We start from the raw sequence: 21,370 nt of genomic DNA, 5'->3' as shown, positions 1-21,370 counted from the left end.
GAGGAGGGGTGATGCTGACGCGCATGACCGATCTGGCGGGCCTGCTCGACGACGAATCGCGCGCTGCGCTGCGGGCCTGGCCAGGCGGGACGTGGTACCCGCCCGCGCTGGCCACCCTCACCCGGCACGAGTTCTCCGACGAGAAGTGGATCTACGAGCGCAAGCTCGACGGGGTCCGGTTGATCGCCGGGTCCGACGGCGGCGAGCCGCAGCTGTGGTCGCGCAACCGCAAGCGGGTCGACCCCTCCTACCCGGAGATCGCCGAGGCGCTCGCGGCCCAGAGCGCGTCGAACTTCGTCGTGGACGGGGAAGTCGTGGCCTTCGAAGGCGACCAGACGAGCTTCGCCCGGCTGCAGAAGCGGATGCACCTCACCGACGCCGCGACCGCTCGGCGCACCGGCGTCGCGATCCACTACTACGTCTTCGACCTGATCGCCTTCGGCGGCGTGGACCTGACCCGGCTGCAGCTGCGAACCCGCAAGCGGCTGCTGCGCGAGTGCTTCGAGTTCACCGGTCCGCTGCGGTTCAGCCAACACCGCAGCGGCGACGGAGAGGCGTTCTTCGCGCAGGCGTGCGCGCGCGGCTGGGAAGGACTGATCGCCAAGCGGGCCGATCAGCCCTACCGGTCCGGGCGCGGCCGGGACTGGCTGAAGTTCAAGTGCGTCTCCGGCCAGGAGTTCGTGATCGGCGGATACACCGATCCCAAGGGCTCCCGGTCCGGTTTCGGCGCGCTGCTGGTCGGCTACTACGACGCCGACGGCCTGCGCTACGCGGGCAAGGTCGGCACCGGGTACGACGAGCGGACGCTGCGCGAGCTGTCCGCGAAGCTGGACGAGCTCGCCCGCGCTGACTCACCGTTCCACGACCCGATCCGGGAACGGGGGGCGCACTGGGTGGAGCCGGAGCTGGTCGCCGAGGTCGGCTTCAGCGAGTGGACCGGCGACGGGAAGCTCCGGCACCCCAGGTTTTCGGGCCTGCGCAACGACAAACCGGCCGGCGACGTGCGCCGCGAGTGACGCGCCTCAGCGCTCGGAGACGATCGGGGCCTGGTTGGCGGCCTGCTCGATCTGTTGGCCCGTATGGGTCGGAGGACTGAACACCGCGAGCAGAACGGTCATGACGACCATCGAAACCGTCGCTACAACCGACACGATCGTGCGGCTGTTGATCTGCATCGCGCTGCTCTCCCTGAGAAAATGTCGTGCGGAGTGGTGGAGGTTGGGGGCTCCCGGCGAGTGCCGGAGAACTCGTCCCACACCAGGTGTCGGCGGGAGAGGCGGCAACGTTAACGCCCCCGTCACAACTTTCTGGTGTGATGCGGAACATTCTGGCGGCGGCCGGATCCCGGGTTCATCGGAGCCGAATCCCGCTCGCTCCAAGTGATGGATCAGTGACCCTGAGGTGTGGTGCCGACGGAGGTGGGATCGGCGTTCTCGGCCTCGCCGCATCGCTGTGACCGGTATCGTCGCAGGGCGTGGTAGCCGATCCTGCCGATCTCCCGAAAGTGACCCGCGCGCTGGCCAAAGCCGGACTGGACGACGTCCCGGCCTTGACCGAGCGGCTGATGTCCGCGATCTTCACCGACAACCCCGAGTGGACCGACTACCGGCCGGTGCCCAAGGAAGACCTGTGGGAGGGCTGTCGGCAGTACCTGGAGCGGATCCTGCAGATCCTCAGCGGTGAGGTCGACATCTCCGATCGGGACGACGACGTCGCCGCCGCCATCGGCCGCCGCCGCGCCGAGCAGGGCGTGCCGCTGGAGGTCATGCTGCGGACGTTCCGGCTGGGCGGGCGCGTGGTGTGGGAAGCGCTCGTCGACCAGGCGCACCGCGACGGGGCCGATCCGGACGCGGTGCTGGGCGTGGCCACGTCGATCTGGCGGGTCATCGACGGCCTGTCCTCGACGCTGTCGACCTTCTACCGCAACACCGAGCTGGAGCGGCTGCGCCGCGACGACCAGCGCAGGCACGCGCTGGTGGAGGACCTGCTGGCCGGTCGCGCCCGCGACGTCGCCTTCGCCCAGCGCACCGCCAAGGAGCTCGACCTGCCCACCGGCGGCGCGTACCTGGTGGTGGTCGCCGAGATGACCGACGACGGTGGTTTCGCGCTGCGCGGGCACTCCGAGGCGCTGGCCGCGCTGCACTTCCGCTCCGTCTGGCAGGTCCGCGCCGACTCCCTCGTCGGCCTGGTCGCCCTGGAGCAGCACCCGGCGGCGCTGGCCCTCGACGCGCTGCGACCGCTGGCCCGCGCCCGCGTCGCGGTCTCGCCGAAGGTGCAGGGCCTCGCCGAGATCGGCCTCGCCCACCAGCTGGCCCTGACCACGCTGGGCACCTCGGCGCACGGAGCCACCGAGCTGGTCACCCTGGAGGAACGCTTCCCCGAAGCCCTGCTGGTGCAGTCACCGGACCTGGCGCAACGCCTGCTGGAAACCCAGCTCGGTCCCGTCCTGGAACTGCCGCCCAAGGAGCGCGACATGCTCCTGGACACCCTCACCGCCTGGCTGGAGGAGAACTGCTCCACCGCCAACGCCGCGGTCCGCCTCCACTGCCACCGCAACACGGTCCTCAACCGCCTCCACCGCATCACGACGCTGATCGGCCAACCCCTCCACGGCCGCACGGCCTACGTCTCCCTCTCCCTGGCCCTGTCCACCCTCAACCTCCGCGACGACCGGCAGCGCTGATGCCTGCTCGGACTCCGGGTCGCGTGCTGCCGGTCTCGGCCGCCCGAGCGGATTCCGCACCGGCTGCCTGACGTGGCCAGGGAGCGGGTCATGGGCAGTGCGGTTCGGAACTGCCCATGACCACGTTCGTCGCCGACGACGTCGCTCACCGGGGGCTCGGGCGGTGCGGTCTGGGCTAGTTGGGGGTTCGGAGGGCTTCGACTTCGATTTCGATCTTCATCCGGGGGTCGATGAGGTCGCAGATGAGGATCGTTCCTGCTGGCCGGGTTTCGCCGAAGTAGCGGCGGAGGACCGGCCAGCAGGGCGGGAAGTCGTCGCGGTCGGGGAGGAAGTAGCGGACCCGGACCACGTCGGCGAAGGTGCAGCGGGCCTCGGTCAGCACCGCTTCGATGTTGCGCAGGCACTGCTCGGTCTGCTCCACCACGTCGTCCGAGATCGTCATGTCGGTGTAGTCGAAACCGGTCGTGCCTGCCACGTGGACCCGGTCGCCGTCGATCACGGCGCGCGCGTATCCGATCTGGTCCTCGAAGGTCGAGCCGCTGGAGATCGTGCGTCGTTCCGTCATGCGCCAAAGGCTAGGTGGCGCCGATTGTGCAGTGGGCATAGTTGGAAAATTTTGGGTTCTTTTCGCAGGTAGCGGGCGTAACCGCAGGTGCTGCGGTTTTGTGCCTGACGACGTTCCGTTTGTGACGGGGATCGCGGCTGCTTTCTGTAATCGCGATGCCACATGTTGTGCCCGTCACGGCATGGGCTGTGCGATGTGCACAGTTGGTCGTCCTAAAGTCTGGGCGGCTGGGCATAGCGCGGAAGTGGTCGTGCTCACGACACTCTGGGTGAGGATGGCCCGCTCACGAAAGCGGGTCGTCGGTAACCGGCGCGTGCGTTCAAAGGAGCACAGCGAAGTGCAGGAGTTCGACCTTCTGGTGGTGGGCGGCGGCCCCGGTGGCTACGTCGCCGCGATCCGGGCCGCGCAGCGCGGCCTCTCGGTGGCCGTGGTGGAGAAGGAGCGGCCCGGGGGTGTGTGCCTGAACTGGGGCTGCATCCCGACCAAGGCCATGCTGCGGTCCGCCGAGGTCTACGAAACCGTGCTGCACGCAGCTGATTTCGGCGTCAACGTCGAGGGCGTCAGCGTCGACTACGACGCGATCACCCGCCGCAAGGCCAGCGTCGTCAAGGGCCTGACCGACGGCGTCGCGGGCCTGCTCAAGGGCAACGGCGTCACCGTCATCAACGGTCACGCCCGCTTCACCGGCCCGACCTCGGTGGACGTCTACGCCACCGGTGAGTCCCCGCTGGGCGCCGACGGTCCCCGCTACGCCGCAGAACCGGCGGGCGCGAAGCCGATCGAGCAGGTCAAGGCCACCGACGTCATCATCGCCACCGGCTCGGTCCCCGTGCAGCTGCCGCTGCCCGGCGCGGACCTGCCCGGCGTGATCACCTCCGACGGCGCCTTCGGACTCACCGAGGTGCCCAACCGCATCGCCATCATCGGCGGCAGCGCGGTCGGCGCCGAGTGGGCGACGCTGTTCTCCACCCTGGGCAGCGAGGTCAGCATCATCGAGATGCAGAAGACCCTCGTCCCGGCCGAGGACGCCGAGGTCGGCAAGGCGCTGGGCCGCTCCTTCACCAAGCGCGGCATCAAGGTCCTCACCGAGGCCACCGTCTCCCGCGTCGACCAGGCCGACGGCGGTCTGAAGGTCTCCGTGGACGGCGCCAAGCCGCAGCAGATCGACGCCGACATCGTCCTGGTGGGCGTGGGCCGCAAGCCCAACACCGCCAGCCTCGACCTCGACAAGACCGGGATCGCCACCAGCGAGCGCGGTTTCATCACCGTCGACGACAAGCTGCGCACCAACGTCGAGCACGTCTACGCCATCGGTGACGTGACCGGCAAGGCGCTGCTCGCGCACGTCGCCTCGCACCAGGGCGTCGTCGCCGCCGAGACCGTCGCCGGGCACCACGCCGCGATCGACTACAACGTCATCCCGGCCGCCACCTTCACCCACCCGGAGGTCGCCTCCGTCGGTCTGACCGAGGCGCAGGCCAAGGACGCGGGGCACGACGTCATCGCCGCGAAGTTCCCCTTCGCCGCGCTCGGCCGCGCGCAGAGCTACGGCGACACCGAGGGCTTCATGAAGATCGTCGCCGGCAAGAAGTACGGCGAGGTCCTGGGCGTGCACATCATCGGCCACGCCGCCAGCGACCTGATCACCGAAGGCGCGCTGGCCATGGCGTTGGAGGCCACCCTCGACGAGCTCGCCGAGACCATCCACGCGCACCCGACCCTCGGCGAGGTCGGCATGGAGGCCGCGATGAACGCCCTCGGCCTGCCGGTCCACGTAGCACCGCCCAAGAAGCGCTAGAGGCAAGAGACAAGGGGATCCGCGATGGCACAGACCGCCACCCGCAGCAAGCCGTCCACGCGCACCGGCGCGACCAAGACGCGGCGCTCCACCTCGGCGCGGGCCGCTGAGCGTGGCCGCTTCACGGGAGAGTCGCCCGAGCTGCTGCGCGACTACTTCTACGAGATGACCCTGATCCGCCGCTTCGAGGAGCGCGCCGCGCAGGGCTACACGCAGGCCAAGATCGGCGGCTACTGCCACCTCAACCTCGGTGAGGAGGCCTCGGTCGTCGGCCTGATGCGCTCGCTGCGCAAGACCGACCTGCTGTTCACCAACTACCGCGAGCACGGCTACGCCATCGCCAAGGGCATCGAGCCCGGCCGCGTGATGGCCGAGCTCTACGGCCGCACCACCGGCACCTCCAAGGGCTGGGGCGGCTCGATGCACATGTTCGACGTCGAAGCCGGTCTGCTCGGCGGGTACGGCATCGTCGGCGGCCAGATCCCGCTGGCCACCGGTGCCGCGCTGGCCATCGACTACCGCTCCGGCGACCAGGTCGTCATGTGCCAGATGGGCGACGGCACCACCAACATCGGCGCCTTCCACGAGGCGCTGAACATCGCCGCGCTGTGGAACCTGCCGGTGATCTTCGTGGTGATCAACAACCAGCTCGGCATGGGCACCACCGTGGAGAAGTCCTCGGCGGAGTCGGAGCTGTACAAGCGCGCTTCCGCCTACCGGATGCACGGCGAGCGGGTGGACGGCAACGACGTCCTCGCGGTCCGCGACGCGGCTTCCCGGCTGGTCGAGCAGGCCCGCGAGACCGGCCGTCCGGCGCTGCTGGAGCTGGTCAGCGAGCGGCTCAAGGGCCACTCCGTGGTCGACCCGGGCAAGTACCGCGACGAGGAGTCGGTGGAGAAGGCCAAGCAGGCCGACCCCGTCGCGAACTTCCGCGCGGAGCTGATCCAGGCCGGTGTCCTCGACGAGGACGCGGCGGTCGAGATCGAGACCAAGGCGCAGGCCGAGGCAGACGCCGCCGTGGCCTTCGCCGACGACAGCCCGCACCCCGACGTCGAGACGCTGTTCGACTACACCTACGCCACGCCGGTCGCCAACGACTCGCGTCGGCTGCCCGCCGACCCGCTGTTCGTGCACAACTGACGGGTCGAATCCTCAAGTCCCCTTGCGGTTTTTGCGACACCCCGCCACACGTATCGCAACCCGGTGACCGGGGTTTCTCGACGCCATACGGGAAACCCCGGTCCTCGGGCCGCTCTTGACCGCTGTCCAGGAGAAATCCCTTGGCCCTCATGACCTATCGCCAAGCGCTGCACGACACCCTCCAGGAGGAGATGCGGCGCGACGAGGACGTGCTCCTCATCGGCGAAGAGATCGGAGTCTTCGAAGGCTCCTACAAGATCACCGCCGGCCTGCTCAAGGAGTTCGGCGAGAAGCGCGTCCGCGACACCCCGATCGCCGAAGAGGGCTTCGTCGGTGCGGCCGTCGGCGCCGCGATGCTGGGCCTGCGCCCGGTGGTCGAGCTGATGACGATCAACTTCTCGCTGGTCGCGCTCGACCAGATCGTCAACCACGCCGCCAAGATCTACGGCATGTTCGGCGGCCAGACCAGCGTCCCGATGGTGCTGCGCACCCCCGGTGGCGGCGGTCAGCAGCTGGGCGCCACCCACTCGCAGAACATCGAGCTGTACTACGCGTTCGTGCCGGGCCTGAAGGTCGTCGCGCCGAGCACGCCCGCCGACGCCAAGGCGCTGCTGCTGGCCTCGATCCGCGATGACGACCCGGTGCTGTTCCTGGAGAACCTCGCGCTCTACAACACCAAGGGCGAGGTCCCGGACGTGGTGGAGCCCGCCGAGATCGGCAAGGCGAAGGTGACCCGCGAGGGCACCGACATCACGATCATCGGCTACTCGCGGATGGCAGTGGTCGCCCAGCAGGTCGCCGAGAAGCTGCACGACGAGCAGGGCATCAACGCCGAGGTCATCGACCTGCGCAGCCTGCGCCCGCTGGACCGCGACACCGTGGTGCAGTCCGTGCGCAAGACCGGGTGCGCCGTGGTCGCCGAGGACGACTGGCTGACCTACGGCATCGGCGCGGAGATCGCGGCCTCGATCTCCGACGGTGCCTTCGACTACCTCGACGCCCCGGTGCGGCGGGTCGCGGCGGCCGAGGTGCCGCTGCCCTACGCCAAGCCGCTGGAACGTGCCGCCCTGCCGTCCGCGGAGTCGCTGACCACCGCCGTTCACCAGACCCTGGACGCGGTGGGCCGCCGCCGCTGAGTCCCGTGCTCACCCGAGGAAGACGATGACTGACATTCAGATGCCGAGGCTCTCCGACACCATGGAGGAGGGCGTGATCGCGAACTGGCACAAGCAGGTCGGTGACAAGGTCGCGCGCGGCGAAGTGGTGGCCGAGATCGAGACCGACAAGGCCCTCATGGAGCTGGAGGCCTACGACGACGGGGTGCTGGAGAAGATCCTGGTCGAGGCCGGCACGACCGTTCCGATCGGGGAGCCGATCGCGGTGCTCGGCGACGGTTCCGGTTCCGCCGCCGAGGCGGCTCCGGCGCCCGCCACCCCCGCTCCGGCCGCCGCCGAACCCGCTGCCGAGGAAGCGCCCGCAGCTCCGGCCCCGGCTCCGGTCGAGACCGCGGCCCCGGCCGAGCCCGGGAGCAAGCCGAAGGCTTCGCCGCTGGCCAAGGCCGTGGCCAAGGAGAAGGGCGTGGACCTGAGCACCGTGCGGGGTTCCGGTCCCGGTGGGCGCATCATCCGCGCCGACATCGAGACCGCCGCCTCGGCGGCTCCGGTCGAGCCCACCCCGGCTCCGGTCGCGCAGGCCAGTGCTCCGGCCGTCGTCAGCGACGACGTCGAGGAGATCCCGCTGTCCAACATCCGGAAGGTGACCGCCAAGCGCCTGACGGAGAGCAAGCAGAACGCGCCGCACTTCTACCTGACCAGCGCCATCGACGTCACCGAACTGCTGGAGTTCCGGGCGAGCCTCAACGAGCGCCTGCAGTCGGCCGGTGGCCCGAAGATCAGCGTCAACGACCTGATCGTCAAGGCCGTGGCGACTTCGCTGCGCGCCAACCCGGCGGTCAACGTCTCCTTCGCGGGCGACAAGATGCTGCAGCACAAGCGCATCAACCTCGGCGTCGCGGTGGCGATCGAGGGCGGTCTGGTGGTGCCGGTGGTCAAGGACGCCGACCGCAAGAGCGTCTCGGAGATCGCCGCCGAGAGCCGCGAGCTGGCGGGCCGGGCGCGTGAGGGCAAGCTGAAGCTCGACGAGATGTCCGGTGGCACCTTCTCGATCTCCAACCTGGGCATGTTCGGCATCGAGCAGTTCAGCGCGGTGATCAACCCGCCGGAGGCGGCGATCCTGGCGGTCGGCGCGGCCCGCGACGAGGTCCAGGTCCGCGACGGCGAGTTCGTGGCGCGCAAGATCCTGCGCGTGACGCTCTCGGCGGACCACCGCGCCGTCGACGGCGCGGTCGGTGCCGCGTTCCTGCAGCAGTTCACCTCGCTGCTGGAGGACCCGATCCGCATCATCGCCTGATCCTCTTCTCCGCAACCGAAACGGCCGTTGCCGACCTTCTCCGGGGTCGGCAACGGCCGTTTTCGCATTCCGAAATAGCATGTCGTGCAAGTAGAAATACTCATTCCGCGCCCGAATAACAATCGCTCTCGGAATGGGGATACCGCCGATCGGGTTGCGTTGCTGGCCATTCATCGCCAATGCCTCGGCTGATTCAGTGATCTACCTATCGTTTTCACGGAAATGGCCCTGGAGAACATCACCCGCTTGGAAGACTCCCGCCCCGGATTCCGGCCGACCGCTCGGCCGATGCGTGACAAGGGGAGGACAGGTCCGCGAAGTGCTGAAAATCAGGGGGAAGCGCCTGGGGGCGTTGATCGCCGCGACCGCGGCGGTGACGGTGTCCTGCGGCCAGCAAGCGCCGCAGGCGCAGCAACCACCGGCGGTGGTGACGGTGACCCAACCCGCGCCGCAGGAGAGCGCCGAATCGCAGGAGAGCTCGAGCGAGCAGGAGGCCGGGGAGACCAAGGCTTCGCATCCGGAGGAGATCCCGACGCAGAAGCCCTGCAAGGCATCGGAGCTGCGTGCCCGGTTCTACCCGGCGAACATGGTGCAGCTGAACGATGACCCGAATCAGCCGAGTGACGGGTCGCGAGTGAAACTGCGCTTGGCCAACGTAGGGGCCAAGGCCTGCACCATCGAAGGCGACCCGAGGCTCGAATTCATCGATCTGAACGGCGTGGTGAGGCCGGCGACCACTCAGGTTGTCGCCGGCGCGGCGCCGTTCAGCGCGATGAGCATCGGAACTCGTGAGGGCGTGTCCCAGGACATCTGGTGGAAGTACCCGGCAGGCAACTGCGTCGACGATCCGCCCAAGATCAACATTTACCCCGACGGCAGCAACGAGCCGATCACCGTGGAATGGACCTTCGGTCCGGTCTGCGGCGACCTCCAGCTTCAGACAACACACCTCCACTCGGACTGACGCCAGGTCTTAAGGGACTGGAAGAACGGAGACGCAATGACCCCGAGGCGGGCGGGAAGCCTGGAAACGCTGAGAGAACAGTTCAATCGAGCTTTTCCTCAACGCAACACGGCAAGCGACGGTTGGATCGGTGACCAGTCGCATCAAAGTCGGGGGAGCGATCACAACCCCGATGCGAACGGTGTCGTGCACGCCATCGACGTCACGCACGACCCGGCAAACGGCGTGGACATCAACAGGATCACCGACGAACTCGCGGCGAGTCGTGACCCGCGGATCAAGTACATCATCGCCAACGGGCTCATCCTCGATTCCCGCCCTGGGAACAACCCGTGGCAGTGGACGCCGTACAACGGGAGCAACCCGCACACGAAGCACTTCCACATCTCTGTTCTCCCCGGCGCTCCTGCTGATGACCGGCGTCCGTGGAATCTCCCGATTTTCGGAGGAGCAGCGGTGCCGCCGCCTCCGCCGCCGCAGCAGCCGCCGCCTCCCCAGCAGCCGCGCCCGCCGCAGCCTCCTCAGGGGCAGCCTCCGGCGCCGCACCCGCTTCCGCCTGCGCCGCCCGGGCCTCCGCCGCGCATGGGTAAGCCGGGGCCTCCGGATCCAGAGGTCATGAAGACCATCTATTTGGTGGCCAAGGAAATGGGGGTCAGCGAAAGGCTTCTGCTCGCAGCGTTCGAGACCGGGCTGGTCGAATCTCGGATGTCGAACATCGACGGTGCTCGAGACCATGATTCGTTGGGGGTGTTCCAGCAGCGCCCATCGCAGGGGTGGGGAACACCCGCCCAGGTATTGAACGTCAACCACGCGGCGCACAGGTTCTTGGCCGAGGCGGTAAAGGAGGAGCAGAAGAACGGAAACCGCTCGGCTGGCCAGATCGCCGCTGCTGTTCAGAAGCCCGACCCGAGGTACCGCGATCGCTACGACCAGCACGAGGCCGAGGCGCGGCAGCTGATCCAGGACACCGAGCGGGCGTTGAACGTGGCACCGCCACCTGGGCCGCAACCGCCGCCCGGTCCGCAGCCGCCGCACGGCCAGCCGCCGGTGCCGCCACCGCCTGGCCCTCCGCAGCCGCCGAACCAGGGCCAGCCGCCGGGGCCGCCGCAGCCTGGCCAGCCCCCGCAGGGGCGGCCGCCGCAGCCGCCGCAGCCGCCGCCGGCGCCGCCTGCTCCGCAGCCGCCTCCGCCGCCGCAGCCGGTGGTGCCGACCGTGTTCGGGTCCGGGATCCTGCCGGGCCCGGATGGTGCGCTGTCGGCGTTCGCGACGTCGACGTCCGGTGAGGTCGTCACCGCGTGGCAGGTCTCGCCCGGTGGCGACTGGGTCGGTTGGCTGGGCATCGGTGGCGAGCCCGAGGGACGTCCGGTCGTGGTGCGCGAACCTTCGGGCGGCATGGTCGTTTTCGTGCGCGACCGCCACGGCGAGGTGATCACGGCGTCGTGCCCGCAGCAGGGTGCGAAGTGGAGTCCGTGGATCGGTCTGCGCGGTCAGATCGAGGAGGACCCGGTGGCGGTGCTGCGGCCGGACGGCGCGCTCGCGCTGTTCGCGGTCGGCAAGGACGGCAAGCTGCACAGCGCCGCGCAGGCCGGTCGGGGCGGGCACTGGACCGACTGGGACGACCACGGCGGTGACCTCATCGGCCGTCCCGCCATCGCGCTCGGTGCGAACGGCGCCGTGTCGGTGTTCGCCCGGAACTCGCAGCGCGAGGTCGTGATGTCCACGCAGGGCACCGCGGGCGCGGGCTGGTCGGAGTGGAAGGGCCTCGGCGGCAGCATGGCCGGCGACCCCGTGGTGGTGAGCCTCGCCGACGGCGTGGTCGTGCTGCTCGCGGTCGGCGACGACCAGCAGCTGTACAGCATGGAACGGCCCGGCGAAGGTGGGAACTGGTCCGACCTGGGCGGTGACTTCGTCGGCACCCCGGCGATCGGTCTCAACCCCAACGGCCGCTTGGAGGTGTTCGTCCGCGACACCGCGGGTGCGATCCACACCGCCGAGCAGCAGTCCGCCCACGGCGGCTGGTCGGCGTGGACGGACCTGGGCGGCGAGCTCGAAGGCGATCCGGTCGCCATCAGCCGCCCGGACGGCGCCTGCACGCTGTTCGCGATCGGCCGGGACGGCGACATGGTCACCGCTCACCAGCCCGAACCGGACTCCCCGTGGGAGCCCTGGACGGACCTGGTCGACTCGCTCAAGGCGTAGGCCCGAGAGTTCGAATTTCGCGCGAAATTTGAACGCCAAAGTCCTGCCTCGAACTTCGCGCGAAATTCGAATCCCGGCCGCCGGTCAGGACAGGGCTTCGAGGAGCTTCGGGGTGAGGTGGTCGAGGGCGTAGGGGATGCTGGAGAGCGTTGCCGAGCCCAGGGCCATGGTGAGGTCGTAGTCGTCGAGCAGGACCAGGGAACCCCGCTTGGCAGCCGGGAGGTTGTTCAGCAGCGCGTCCTTGCGGACCGCTTCGACGTCGGTGGCCTTGGCCGTGGTGACGATGACGACGTCGGCGTCGAGCAGCGAGACCTGCTCCTTGCTGACCTTGACGTTGAACTTGCCGCCGCTGTCCATGCCCTCGATCGCCGGGGACAGGCGCAGCCCGAGCTGCTCCAGCAGCGCGGTGCGGGCGTCCTGCTTGGTGTAGGCCGCGTAGGTGCCCGCCGCGTCGGTGCGGACCACGACGTGCGTCTTGCCCTCGAGAACCGGGTTGGCCTTGCGGGTTTCATCGATGCGGGCCTGGGTCTTGCCGAGGAGGTCGGCGACCTCGGCCTGCTTGCCGAGGGCCTGTCCGATGGCCTCGGCCTGCACCCGCCAGTTGATGCCGTAGTCGATGGAGTTCGGCGGCTGCGCCACGACCGGGGCGAAGCTGCTCAGCCGGTTGTACTGCTCCTGGGTCAGCGCGCTCTGCAGCGCGATGGTCGCCTCGGGTGCCAGGGCGATGACGCCTTCGACGTCGACCTCGCTGCCGAAGACCTTCGGGCGCCGGCCGCCCAGCATGGGCTCCACCCACGGGCCGACGCCGCTCTCCCACGGGCCCCACTTGGTCAGGCCGGCGGGGATCACGCCCAGCGGCAGCAGCACGTCGTGGTCGGTGATGCCCAGGGTGACCACGCGCTGCGGGGCCGCCTGGATGTCGGCCGCGCCGTAGCGGTTGGGAATGCGGACCGGGAATCCGGGGCCGGAAGGCGCGTTCTCGCTCGGGTTCGCGCCGCCGCCGCTGCCGCACGCGGCCAGGCCCGCCGCAACGAGTCCGGTCGCGCCCATCAGGAATCCCCGACGGCCGATCACGCTGGGGGGAGGAGTCATAACCGAGTCCCTGTTCGTTCGGTTCCGGGCTCACCGCCCGGAGCAGTAATGTAAGAGAGGCTAACCTAACTCAAGCGTCGATCTGTCTGCGGTCGATCGGTGAATCTGCTCACCGGGCACGCAGTACGGTGGTTCGAGATCGCCGATCACGGGAGTTTCGAATGAGTTCGTTCGCCGCCGGAATCCGCGCGCTGGGATCCGGAACGGGCATCATCCTGCGCAGTCCGAAACTGCTGCTGCTCGGCGCGATCCCCGCCCTGATCAGCGCGCTGTTGCTGCTGGGGAGCCTGGGTGCGCTGATCTACTTCAGCGGTGACCTGACCAGCTGGATGACCCCGTTCGCCGACGGCTGGGCCGACTTCGCCCGCAAGGGGCTGCGCGTCCTGCTCGGCGCCGCCCTGGTGGGCGCGGCGGCCGTGCTGGGGTCGATCTCGTTCATCGCGCTCACGCTGCTCATCGGTGGACCGTTCTACGAGCACATCGCCGAGCAGGCGGAGAAGCAGCTCGGGCTGGACACCTCCGACGACGGCGCCGGATTCGCCCGCCAGCTCGGCAGGGGAGTCCGGGACTCGCTCAAGCTCGTCCTGGTCGCGCTCCTCGGGGCCGTGGTGCTGCTGGTGATCGGGTTCGTCCCGGTCGCCGGGCAGATCGCGGGCGTGGTGCTGGGCGCGCTGTTCGGCGCGTGGGTGATCAGCCTGGAGATGGTGGGCCTGGTGTTCCAGCGGCGCGGCCTCGCCTTCGGCGAGCGCCACCGCAGCCTGCGCGAGCACAAGGCGATGACGCTCGGCTTCGGCCTGCCCGCCTACCTGCTGTGCCTGGTGCCGGTCCTGCAGCTGCTGATCATCCCGGCCGCCGTGGTCGGCGGCACGCTCCTGGCCCATCGCGTTCTCGACCAGCGGAGCGTCGTTGCTCCCGAGTGATGCGCCCGGCGGCTTAGAGTCGGTGCTGTGACACAGCCGGTTCAGCCTGACGAGTCCTACCTGCGCGCCGTCGCCGCAGCCACTGAGAAGGCCGTGGCCTCTGCCGAGCCATTGCGGTCCGCGCACGCCGGTGCCGATGAGGCGCTGCTCGACGAGGTCGAGCGGTGGGTCACCGAGCACGGCGGTGACCTGCTCGGGCTGAGCCACGACCTGCACGCCGATCCGGAGGAGGCCTACGCCGAGCACCGGTCGGTCGCGCGGGCCGCCGAGCTGCTGCGGCGCTTCGGCCACGACGTCGAGGTCGGCGTGGGCGGGCTGGACACCGCGCTGCGCACCGGCGTCGGGACGGACGGGCCGCACGTGGCGGTGCTCGCCGAGTACGACGCGCTGCCCGGCATCGGGCACGGCTGCGGGCACAACATCATCTGCTCGGCCGGTGTCGGCGGGTTCCTCGCCGCGGCCACCGCCGTGCGGCGAACCGGCGGCCGGATCAGCCTGTTCGGCACGCCCGCCGAAGAAGGTGGCGGCGGCAAGGAGCACCTGGCCAGGGCCGGGGTCTTCGACGACGTCGACGCCGTGGTGATGCTGCACCCGTTCTCGCACGACATCGCCACCCACCCGTTCCTCGGGCGCAGGCAGGTCGAGGTCGTCTTCCACGGCGTGGCCGCGCACGCCTCCGCGCAGCCGTTCATGGGCCGCAACGCGCTGGACGCGGTGGTGGCGACCTACCAGGGCGTGGCGGCGATGCGTCAGCACATGCCCTCCACCGATCGCATCCACGGCGTGATCACCGACGGCGGCAAGCGCCCCAACGTCGTTCCCGACCGGGCCGCGGCGCTGTTCTACGTGCGCTCCGCCGAACCGGGCTCGCTGCAGGACCTGGCGCAGCGGGTGGAGTCGATCGCGCACGGCGCCGCGGCGATGACCGGCTGCGGCGTCGAGCTGAACTGGGACCACAACCCGGCCTACCTGCCGATCCGGCACAACGACGCGCTCGCCGCCCGATGGGCGCAGCACCAGGCCAGGCGCGGTCGCACCTCGTTGCCTCGCGGCATCGTCCCGGACTACCTGACCGGTTCCACCGACCTGGGCAACCTCAGCTTCCGGATGCCCGCCATCCACCCGATGATCGGTCTGGGTGATGCGAACCTGTCGCTGCACACCGAAGGTTTCGCCGCCGCAGCCGGTTCCGCCGCCGGCGACGCCGCGGTGATCGACGGCGCCATCGGGCTCGCGCTGACCACAGTGGACTACCTCACCGACGGTGCGCTGCGGGACGCGGTCCGTGACGAGTTCGACGCCGCCGGTGGACCGCTGGACGTGCCGAACTACTTCAGCTGACCCGTTAGGGTTCCGCCGTGGACGAAATAGTGCGGAACGCGACCGCGCGGCTCCTCGATTCCGGGAACGTCGCCGCGCTCATCGCCGGGGTGATCGCACTCTCCCTGGTGCTCAACCGCGGAACCTGGCTGCCGCTGCGCAACGTGGTGACCATCGCCCACGAGGGCGGGCACGCGGTGGTCGCGCTGCTCAGCGGCCGCAAGCTCAACGGCATCCGGCTGCACTCCGACACCTCCGGGCTGACCGTCTCGACCGGCCGAGCCCACGGGCCCGGCATGGTGTTCACCCTCCTCGCGGGCTACCCGGCGGTGTCGCTGCTGGGCCTGGGCGGTGCGTGGCTGGTCACCTCCGACCGGGCGCGGTGGATGCTGTGGGGCTGCATCGCGCTGCTGGTGCTGGTGCTGCTGGCCGTGCGCAACGCCTACGGCGTGCTGTCGGTGGTGGTCACCGGAGGTGCGCTCGGAGCGGTGTCGTGGCTGGCGAGCCCGCCGTGGCAGGCGCTGTGCGCGGCGTTGCTGTGCTGGTTCCTGCTCATCGGCGGGCTGCGGCCGCTCAGCGAGCTGGGGCGGAAGCGGCGACGCGGGCGCGCCGGGGATTCCGACGCCGACCAGCTGGCGCGGCTTACCGGGCTCGGCGGCGGGGCCTGGATGTTCCTGTGGTTCCTCATCGGACTGGCATCGCTGCTGGTCGGAGGCTTCTGGCTGCTGCTGATGCCGCAGGTGTGACGGCTCGTCCGGAGGGACGGCCCCACGTGTGCGTCGGCACGAACTTGTTGCCGAGGCGCGGGTTATCCAGCAGCATCGCAGCGTGACGATTGCGAATGCTTTGGGTGGCGAGTTCGAGCTGGGCGGCGGCCTGGCGGTCAACCGCGTCGGGTTCGGCGCGATGCAGCTGGCGGGGCCGGGCGTGTTCGGCCCGCCGAAGGACCGGGACGCGGCGATCGCGGTCCTGCGGCGCGCCGTCGAGCTCGGCATCGACCACATCGACACCAGCGACTTCTACGGGCCGTGGGTGGTCAACGAGCTGATCGCCGAGGCTCTGCACCCCTACGCCTCGAACCTGGTGCTGGCCACCAAGATCGGCGCCTACCGGGACGACAAGGCGAACTGGCTGCCGCTGAACCACCCGGCCGCGCTGCGCTCCCAGGTGCACGACAACCTGCGCCGGCTGCGGGTCGACGCCCTCGACCTGGTCTACCTGCGCGACATGGGCCCGCAGGACGGCATCGCCTTCGCCGATCAGGTCGGGGCGCTGCACGAGCTCAAGCAGCAGGGACTGATCCGCACCATCGGTCTGTCCAACGTGGAACTGGATCACTTCGAGGAAGCGCGGGCGATCACCCCGATCGCCTCGGTGCAGAACCTCTACAACGCGGTCAACCGGACCTCCGCGGCGCTGCTGCGCGCCACCGCCGAGGCGGACGTGGCGTTCGTGCCGTTCTTCCCGCTGGGATCCGGTTTCGCCGACAGCCGGGCGCGCGGCGACGACACGCTGAAGTCCATCGCGGGCAAGCACGGCGTCACCCAGGCGCAGGTGTCGCTGGCGTGGCTGCTGAACCGCTCCCGCAACGTCCTGCTGATCCCGGGCACCTCGTCGGTGGAGCACCTGGAGGAGAACGCCGCCGCAGGTGCGCTGAGCCTCGACGAGACCGACACGGCGCAGATCGACGCGCTGGTCGCCGACGGCGAGACGCTGGAGGAAGCGCACTGATCAACCTCGGGTTGATCGATTTTGATCCGACGGCCTTGACGGCCTGGTGGTGCTCGCCCGGTACCCTGTCCGGGTGCGCACCACCAGGTGTGCGCGCAGATCGTTTCGCTTCGCCAGGTTGACGCTGACGGACGGGTGAGATGAGCGAGGGAGATCCGGTCGGACCACCGCCGGAGTCCGAGTGGCGGGCCGATGTCACGCGCCGCTGGACGTCCGAACTCCGCGCCACCGCCTACCTCCCGTTCTCCCCCGAAGAGGTCGAGGCGTCGCTCGCGGAACTGCTGGACATGGTGGTGCTCGCGCTGGGCGACACCTCCCGGGCCGTCGAGACCGGGCGTGCCGTGGGTGCCCGGCTCGTCGAAATCCGCGCCACCGGCGAAGAAAGTCTTTCGGTGACCCTGAAGGTTCTTCAGGACGCGCTGCTTTCGGACACCACGAAGGTCGACGCGCTGCTGTCGGTGCTCACCGAGATCGCGGCCGGATACGCCGCGGCCGATCGCGAGAGCACCTTCGCCCAGCAGGAGACGCTGAACAAGGCCCTGCTGGCCTCCAAGCTCAAGACCGACCGCGAGCTCAAGGCCAGCGAAGCGCGCTTCAGCGAGGTGTTCACCTCCACCCCGATCGGCGTCGCCATCAGCGACCTCGAAGGCAGGTTCGTGCAGGTCAACCCGGCGTTCGAGCAGGTGCTCGGATATCACCGCGACGACCTGGCGCCGATGACCATCGACCGGCTCTTCCACCCCGAGGACGCCGAGTACCTCAGCGCCTCCTACCGCGAGCTGATCGACGGCGCGAACTCCAAGCGGATCAGCGACCGCAAGCGCCTGGTGCGCGCCGACGGCCAGGCCGCGTGGTGCTACCTCGGCGTCTCCGTGCTGCGCGGGGCCGACGGGGCGCCGAGCGGCGTGGTCACCATGGTCGAGGACATCACCGAGCTGCACCTGCTGCAGGACCGCTTCCAGCACCAGGCGCTGCACGACGCGCTGACCGGTCTGCCCAACCGCGGGTTCTTCCACACCCGGCTGGAAGCGGCGCTGGTCAACCTGCCCCGGGGCGCCCGGCTCGCGCTCTACCAGCTGGCGCTGGACGGCTTCGAGCTGATCAACGACGGGCTCGGCTACCCGGTCGGCGACCAGCTGATCAGGACCGTCGCGCGCCGGCTGGAGAACCTCGTCGAGGACGAGGAGGCGCTGGTCGCGCGCTTCGGCGGCACCGAGTTCGCACTGCTTGTCTGGGAGCAGGCGGAGACGCCGTCGGTCCCGGTGATGACCCAGCTGATCAACGAGATGCTCGCCGAGCCCGTCTACGTCGGCGGACGCGGCATCGCCGCCTCCGCCAGCATCGGCGTGGTGCAGCGGGTCGTGGAGGAGGCCGACGCGGCGAACATGCTGTGGGCGGCGGACGTCGCGCTGCGGCGCGCGGAAGCCGCGGGCAAGCGGCAGTGGGCGCTGTTCGACCCCGACCTGGCCCCGGAGGAGCGCGAGGAGAGCCAGCTCGCGGCGATCATGCCCGGCGGGCTGGAGATGGGCGAGTTCGACGTCGTCTACCGCCCGCAGGTGGTGATCTCCGGCGGTGCGCTCTGCACCTTGGAAGCCGAGTTCCGCTGGGACACAGGTGATTTCGGCGTCATCGAGCACGGCGACTGCCTGCGCCTCGCGGAGCGCTCCGGGGTGACGCTGTCGATGCGCGACTGGATGCTGCAGACGGCGTGGCAGCACCTGGCGGAGTGGTACGAGGCCGGCCACCAGGTGCGGTTGTCGGTGTCGCTGAGCCCCGACCAAGGCCGCGACCCGGACCTGGCGGCCGTGGTGCACCGGGTGCTCGACGGTTCAGAGCTCGACCCGCGCTGGCTGCGGCTGTGCATGCCGATCGCCGCGATCAGCGAGAACGAGGAGGCGCGGGACAACCTGCGGCACCTGAGCTCTCGCGGCGTCAAGGCATCGCTGCACGACTTCACCGGCTCGCCCGGCGAACTCCGGCTGCTGCGCGAGATGCCGGTGGACTCGGTGCGGCTGTCGCGCGACCTCGTCCGTCTGGTGCACGAGGCCGAAAGCCCGGACGTGCCCGAGATCCAGGCCCTCCGCGCGCTGATCCCGCTGATGAACGGCGTGTGGTTGTGCGTCGACGACGTCGAGACACCGGAGCAGCTCGCCCTCTGGCGCGAGATCGGCTGCTCCGTCGCCGCGGGTCCGCACATCGGAGAACCCCTGCTGTCCTTCGACGTCCCGGACAGCCTCACCCGCGCCTGACCACGAACGGCGAAGGCCCCCACCGCGATTCCTGCGGTGGGGGCCTTCGCGTCAGGGGTCAGTTCTGGTAGACGGGCTGGGTCTGGGGGTTGAACTCCTCGTAGCGGACCTTCTTGGCGGAGTCGGTCCGCTCGTCCCGCAGGTCGAGGACGTCCAGGCCCTCCTGGATGCCGCTGGAGTAGATGTGGCCGTTGTAGTAGTACGCCGACCACGAACCCGCCAGCTGCAGCTCGTTCGGGTTGAACGCCGAGCGGTCGAAGTAGGCGATCTCCTGCGGCTTGGTGGAGTCGGTGAAGTCGAACACCGAGATGCCGCCCTGGTACCACGCCTGGACCATGAAGTCGCCGCCCGCGACCGGGATCAGAGATCCGTTGTGCGCCACGCAGTTCTCGGTGTCGGCCTGGTGGCGCGGGATCTTGTAGTAGCTCTTGAACGCCAGCTTCGAGTCGGCACCGGAGCCGGTGATGTCGTAGATGCCGTTGGCACCGCGCGTCGGGCCGGTGGCCTCGTTGCAGGTCGCGGCACCGCCACCGCCGAGCTCGTCGGTGAAGATGACCTTGGTGCCCTCGTTGTTGAACGTGGCGCTGTGCCAGAACGCGAAGTTCGTGTCATCGCGGACCTGGTTGATCACGCGCGGGTTCTCCCGGTCGGAGATGTCGAACAGCACGCCGTCACCCATGCACGCGCCCGCCGCGAGGTCCTTCTCCGGGAACGCGGTGATGTCGTGGCAACCGGTGGTGGCGCTGACGCCGTCCGGGGCACCCGGGTTGCCGCCGTCCGGGAACAGCACCGGGGCGTTGATCAGCTCGGGAGCGGCCGGGTTGGCCAGCGGCACCTTGATGATGGAGATCTTGTCGTGCGGCGGCTGGCAGTTCGGGAACTCGGCCTTCGGGCCGTAGGACGAGACGTAGAGGTACACGGCCTCGCCGGCCTTGTCCGGCACGAGGGTGTGGGTGTGCGAACCGCAGTCGGTCGCGATCGCCGAGACGTAGCGCGGCTTGGCCGGGTCGCTGACGTCGAAGACCTTCATGCCCTCCCAGCCGTTGGGGTCGGCGGAGTCGGTCTCCTCGCTGGTGCAGGTGTTGTTGCTGCGCGGGTAGTCCGTCGAGACGAACAGCAGGTTGCCCGAGATGGACATGTCGCCCTGCCCGCCGGGGCACTGCACCTGCGTGATGATGCGAGGCTTCTTCGGGTTCGCGATGTCGTAGACGACGAAACCGTCGTAGTTGCCGACGTAGGCGATGTTCTGCTTGAACGCGATGTCGGTGCCGTAGGCGTCCAAGGTGTTGAAGGGCGCCTGCTTGGGCAGGTTCGCCACGTGATCGATGTTCTCGCTCTTGTCGATCTCGGAGTTCGGTGCCGCGACCTGCTGAGCGGAGTACTGCTCGGGACCATCGCTCGGCGGTGTCGCGCCCGTGGCGGGTGCCAGCGACAAGCCCAGCACCAGCGCTCCGATGGCCGCGCCCAGCGCGCGCCTCCGGCCGGTGGACTGAGGGATCAAGACCGATCAACCCCCTGGTTCGACGAAGTCGCCGCCGCCACCCCTGGGCAGCCGTCGACAGCGGTTTCGGACAACCGCACCTGCCCAGTATCGTGTTGCCAGATTCTAGTCGGAATAGGCTTTTTCGGCAGTTTTTTCACGCTTTTCCCAGAGGGGACGACGATGTTGCGGATGTCGGTAGGCGGAATTCTGCTGGCAGCAGGCGTGCTGGCGGGGTGCGCGGCGGAGCCACCCGCGCCGTCCGGCCCCCCGGTCGTGCTACCCGGCGCCCCGGGCGACCAGCCGCAGGTCGTGGCCAGCGCGGCCCCGGATCGCGGCGGGGCGAGCCAGACCGAGGTCGACTACCTGCGCAACATGATCGCCCACCACCAGCAGGCGGTGGAGATGACCGCGCTGACCGCCGAGCGCGCGCAGAACCAGAAGCTGCGGTCCCTGTCCGACCGCATCAGCGGCGCGCAGGGGCCGGAGATCGGGATGATGCAGGGCTGGCTCAACACCCACGGTGCCGAGCACGCCGGGCATCACGGTCACGACCACGGGACGATGCCGGGAATGGCCACGCCGGAGCAGCTGGCCCAGCTCGGTGCTGCGCGCGGCGCCGACTACGACCGGCTGTTCCTGCGGTTGATGATCGCCCACCACGAGGGCGCGGTGATGATGGCGACGCAGCTGCTGTCCACCGGCCGTGACGAGCAGGTCCACGAGATGGCCCAGGACGTCCTGGTCACCCAGCAGGATGAGATCGCAACGATGCGAGGCCTGCAGGCCGAGGTCGGCTAGGTGCTGCTGAGGAAGGCGG

The 21,370-nt window shown here is 69.5% G+C and carries 18 protein-coding genes; 14 read left to right on the top strand and 4 right to left on the bottom strand.

All coding sequences use genetic code 11. The annotated features are described in order from the left end of the window. Positions 1-11: 11 nt before the first annotated feature. Positions 12-1,016 (top strand): non-homologous end-joining DNA ligase, encoded by a 1,005-nt coding sequence (gene ligD / locus AB0J91_RS21325; RefSeq protein ID WP_363871547.1) that lies wholly within the window; start codon positions 12-14, stop codon positions 1,014-1,016. A 6-nt stretch (positions 1,017-1,022) separates the two neighbouring features. Here the strand turns inward: ligD and AB0J91_RS21320 are convergent, their stop codons facing one another. Next, on the bottom strand, positions 1,023-1,175 hold the full coding sequence (locus tag AB0J91_RS21320) for a hypothetical protein (protein WP_363871544.1): 153 nt from the start codon (positions 1,173-1,175) through the stop codon (positions 1,023-1,025). A 299-nt stretch (positions 1,176-1,474) separates the two neighbouring features. On the opposite strand from AB0J91_RS21320, the gene AB0J91_RS21315 reads away from it, so the two are divergent. Further along, positions 1,475-2,683, top strand: coding sequence for a helix-turn-helix domain-containing protein (locus AB0J91_RS21315; RefSeq protein ID WP_363789260.1), 1,209 nt, complete (start codon positions 1,475-1,477; stop codon positions 2,681-2,683). 175 nt (positions 2,684-2,858) lie between these two features. On the opposite strand, the gene AB0J91_RS21310 is transcribed toward AB0J91_RS21315, so the two are convergent. After that, entirely contained in the window at positions 2,859-3,248 is a 390-nt protein-coding gene (locus tag AB0J91_RS21310; RefSeq protein WP_363871541.1) for a RidA family protein, read from the bottom strand. 337 nt (positions 3,249-3,585) lie between these two features. On the opposite strand from AB0J91_RS21310, the gene lpdA reads away from it, so the two are divergent. The 6 genes from lpdA (at position 3,586) to AB0J91_RS21280 (ending at position 11,758) form a co-directional block, all read left to right on the top strand. After that, entirely contained in the window at positions 3,586-5,046 is a 1,461-nt protein-coding gene (gene lpdA / locus AB0J91_RS21305) for a dihydrolipoyl dehydrogenase (RefSeq protein ID WP_363871539.1), read from the top strand. A gap of 24 nt (positions 5,047-5,070) precedes the next feature. Beyond that, on the top strand, positions 5,071-6,186 hold the full coding sequence (gene pdhA, locus AB0J91_RS21300; protein WP_363871536.1) for a pyruvate dehydrogenase (acetyl-transferring) E1 component subunit alpha: 1,116 nt from the start codon (positions 5,071-5,073) through the stop codon (positions 6,184-6,186). A gap of 140 nt (positions 6,187-6,326) precedes the next feature. Next, a complete protein-coding gene (locus AB0J91_RS21295) occupies positions 6,327-7,322 on the top strand; it encodes an alpha-ketoacid dehydrogenase subunit beta (RefSeq protein ID WP_132677341.1) in 996 nt (331 codons plus the stop codon). Between the two features lie 25 nt (positions 7,323-7,347). Continuing rightward, complete coding sequence (locus tag AB0J91_RS21290) at positions 7,348-8,595, top strand: pyruvate dehydrogenase complex dihydrolipoamide acetyltransferase (protein WP_363871533.1); 1,248 nt, start codon at positions 7,348-7,350, stop codon at positions 8,593-8,595. A gap of 319 nt (positions 8,596-8,914) precedes the next feature. Then, positions 8,915-9,559, top strand: a complete 645-nt coding sequence (locus tag AB0J91_RS21285; protein ID WP_363871530.1) for a DUF4232 domain-containing protein — start codon at positions 8,915-8,917, stop codon at positions 9,557-9,559. A gap of 825 nt (positions 9,560-10,384) precedes the next feature. Further along, positions 10,385-11,758, top strand: coding sequence for a hypothetical protein (locus AB0J91_RS21280; protein WP_363871527.1), 1,374 nt, complete (start codon positions 10,385-10,387; stop codon positions 11,756-11,758). An 84-nt stretch (positions 11,759-11,842) separates the two neighbouring features. On the opposite strand, the gene AB0J91_RS21275 is transcribed toward AB0J91_RS21280, so the two are convergent. Continuing rightward, positions 11,843-12,850, bottom strand: a complete 1,008-nt coding sequence (locus AB0J91_RS21275; protein ID WP_363871524.1) for an iron-siderophore ABC transporter substrate-binding protein — start codon at positions 12,848-12,850, stop codon at positions 11,843-11,845. 161 nt (positions 12,851-13,011) lie between these two features. Between AB0J91_RS21275 and AB0J91_RS21270 the strand changes: the two genes are divergently transcribed. The 5 genes from AB0J91_RS21270 (at position 13,012) to AB0J91_RS21250 (ending at position 19,070) form a co-directional block, all read left to right on the top strand. Then, the gene (locus AB0J91_RS21270) at positions 13,012-13,770 is read left to right on the top strand and encodes an EI24 domain-containing protein (protein WP_363871521.1); all 759 of its coding nucleotides are present in this window, start codon (positions 13,012-13,014) and stop codon (positions 13,768-13,770) included. A 27-nt stretch (positions 13,771-13,797) separates the two neighbouring features. Beyond that, a complete protein-coding gene (locus AB0J91_RS21265; RefSeq protein WP_363871518.1) occupies positions 13,798-15,111 on the top strand; it encodes a M20 family metallopeptidase in 1,314 nt (437 codons plus the stop codon). Positions 15,112-15,128: 17 nt separating this feature from the next. Further along, positions 15,129-15,836, top strand: coding sequence for a M50 family metallopeptidase (locus AB0J91_RS21260; RefSeq protein WP_363789275.1), 708 nt, complete (start codon positions 15,129-15,131; stop codon positions 15,834-15,836). A gap of 82 nt (positions 15,837-15,918) precedes the next feature. Then, on the top strand, positions 15,919-16,821 hold the full coding sequence (locus AB0J91_RS21255) for an oxidoreductase (protein ID WP_363871515.1): 903 nt from the start codon (positions 15,919-15,921) through the stop codon (positions 16,819-16,821). A 140-nt stretch (positions 16,822-16,961) separates the two neighbouring features. Next, positions 16,962-19,070, top strand: a complete 2,109-nt coding sequence (locus tag AB0J91_RS21250) for an EAL domain-containing protein (RefSeq protein WP_363871512.1) — start codon at positions 16,962-16,964, stop codon at positions 19,068-19,070. A gap of 58 nt (positions 19,071-19,128) precedes the next feature. On the opposite strand, the gene AB0J91_RS21245 is transcribed toward AB0J91_RS21250, so the two are convergent. Continuing rightward, positions 19,129-20,568, bottom strand: a complete 1,440-nt coding sequence (locus tag AB0J91_RS21245) for a hypothetical protein (protein WP_363871626.1) — start codon at positions 20,566-20,568, stop codon at positions 19,129-19,131. 174 nt (positions 20,569-20,742) lie between these two features. Here AB0J91_RS21245 and AB0J91_RS21240 point away from each other — a divergent pair, with 174 nt between their 5' ends. Further along, positions 20,743-21,351, top strand: coding sequence for a DUF305 domain-containing protein (locus AB0J91_RS21240; RefSeq protein WP_363871509.1), 609 nt, complete (start codon positions 20,743-20,745; stop codon positions 21,349-21,351). Positions 21,352-21,370: the final 19 nt, after the last annotated feature.

This window comes from Saccharopolyspora sp. NPDC049357 (assembly GCF_040677225.1).
Lineage (GTDB): Bacteria > Actinomycetota > Actinomycetes > Mycobacteriales > Pseudonocardiaceae > Saccharopolyspora.
This window is presented reverse-complemented; position numbering and strand designations above follow the sequence as displayed.

Bases quoted from the DNA above. Each gene is read 5' to 3' on its own strand.
- ligD (WP_363871547.1), top strand. From the start codon at position 12: ATGCTGACGCGCATGACCGATCTGGCGGGCCTGCTCGACGACGAATCG.
- AB0J91_RS21320 (WP_363871544.1), bottom strand. From the start codon at position 1,175: ATGCAGATCAACAGCCGCACGATCGTGTCGGTTGTAGCGACGGTTTCG.
- AB0J91_RS21310 (WP_363871541.1), bottom strand. From the start codon at position 3,248: ATGACGGAACGACGCACGATCTCCAGCGGCTCGACCTTCGAGGACCAG.
- pdhA (WP_363871536.1), top strand. From the start codon at position 5,071: ATGGCACAGACCGCCACCCGCAGCAAGCCGTCCACGCGCACCGGCGCG.
- AB0J91_RS21290 (WP_363871533.1), top strand. From the start codon at position 7,348: ATGACTGACATTCAGATGCCGAGGCTCTCCGACACCATGGAGGAGGGC.
- AB0J91_RS21275 (WP_363871524.1), bottom strand. From the start codon at position 12,850: ATGACTCCTCCCCCCAGCGTGATCGGCCGTCGGGGATTCCTGATGGGC.
- AB0J91_RS21270 (WP_363871521.1), top strand. From the start codon at position 13,012: ATGAGTTCGTTCGCCGCCGGAATCCGCGCGCTGGGATCCGGAACGGGC.
- AB0J91_RS21250 (WP_363871512.1), top strand. From the start codon at position 16,962: ATGAGCGAGGGAGATCCGGTCGGACCACCGCCGGAGTCCGAGTGGCGG.
- AB0J91_RS21240 (WP_363871509.1), top strand. From the start codon at position 20,743: ATGTCGGTAGGCGGAATTCTGCTGGCAGCAGGCGTGCTGGCGGGGTGC.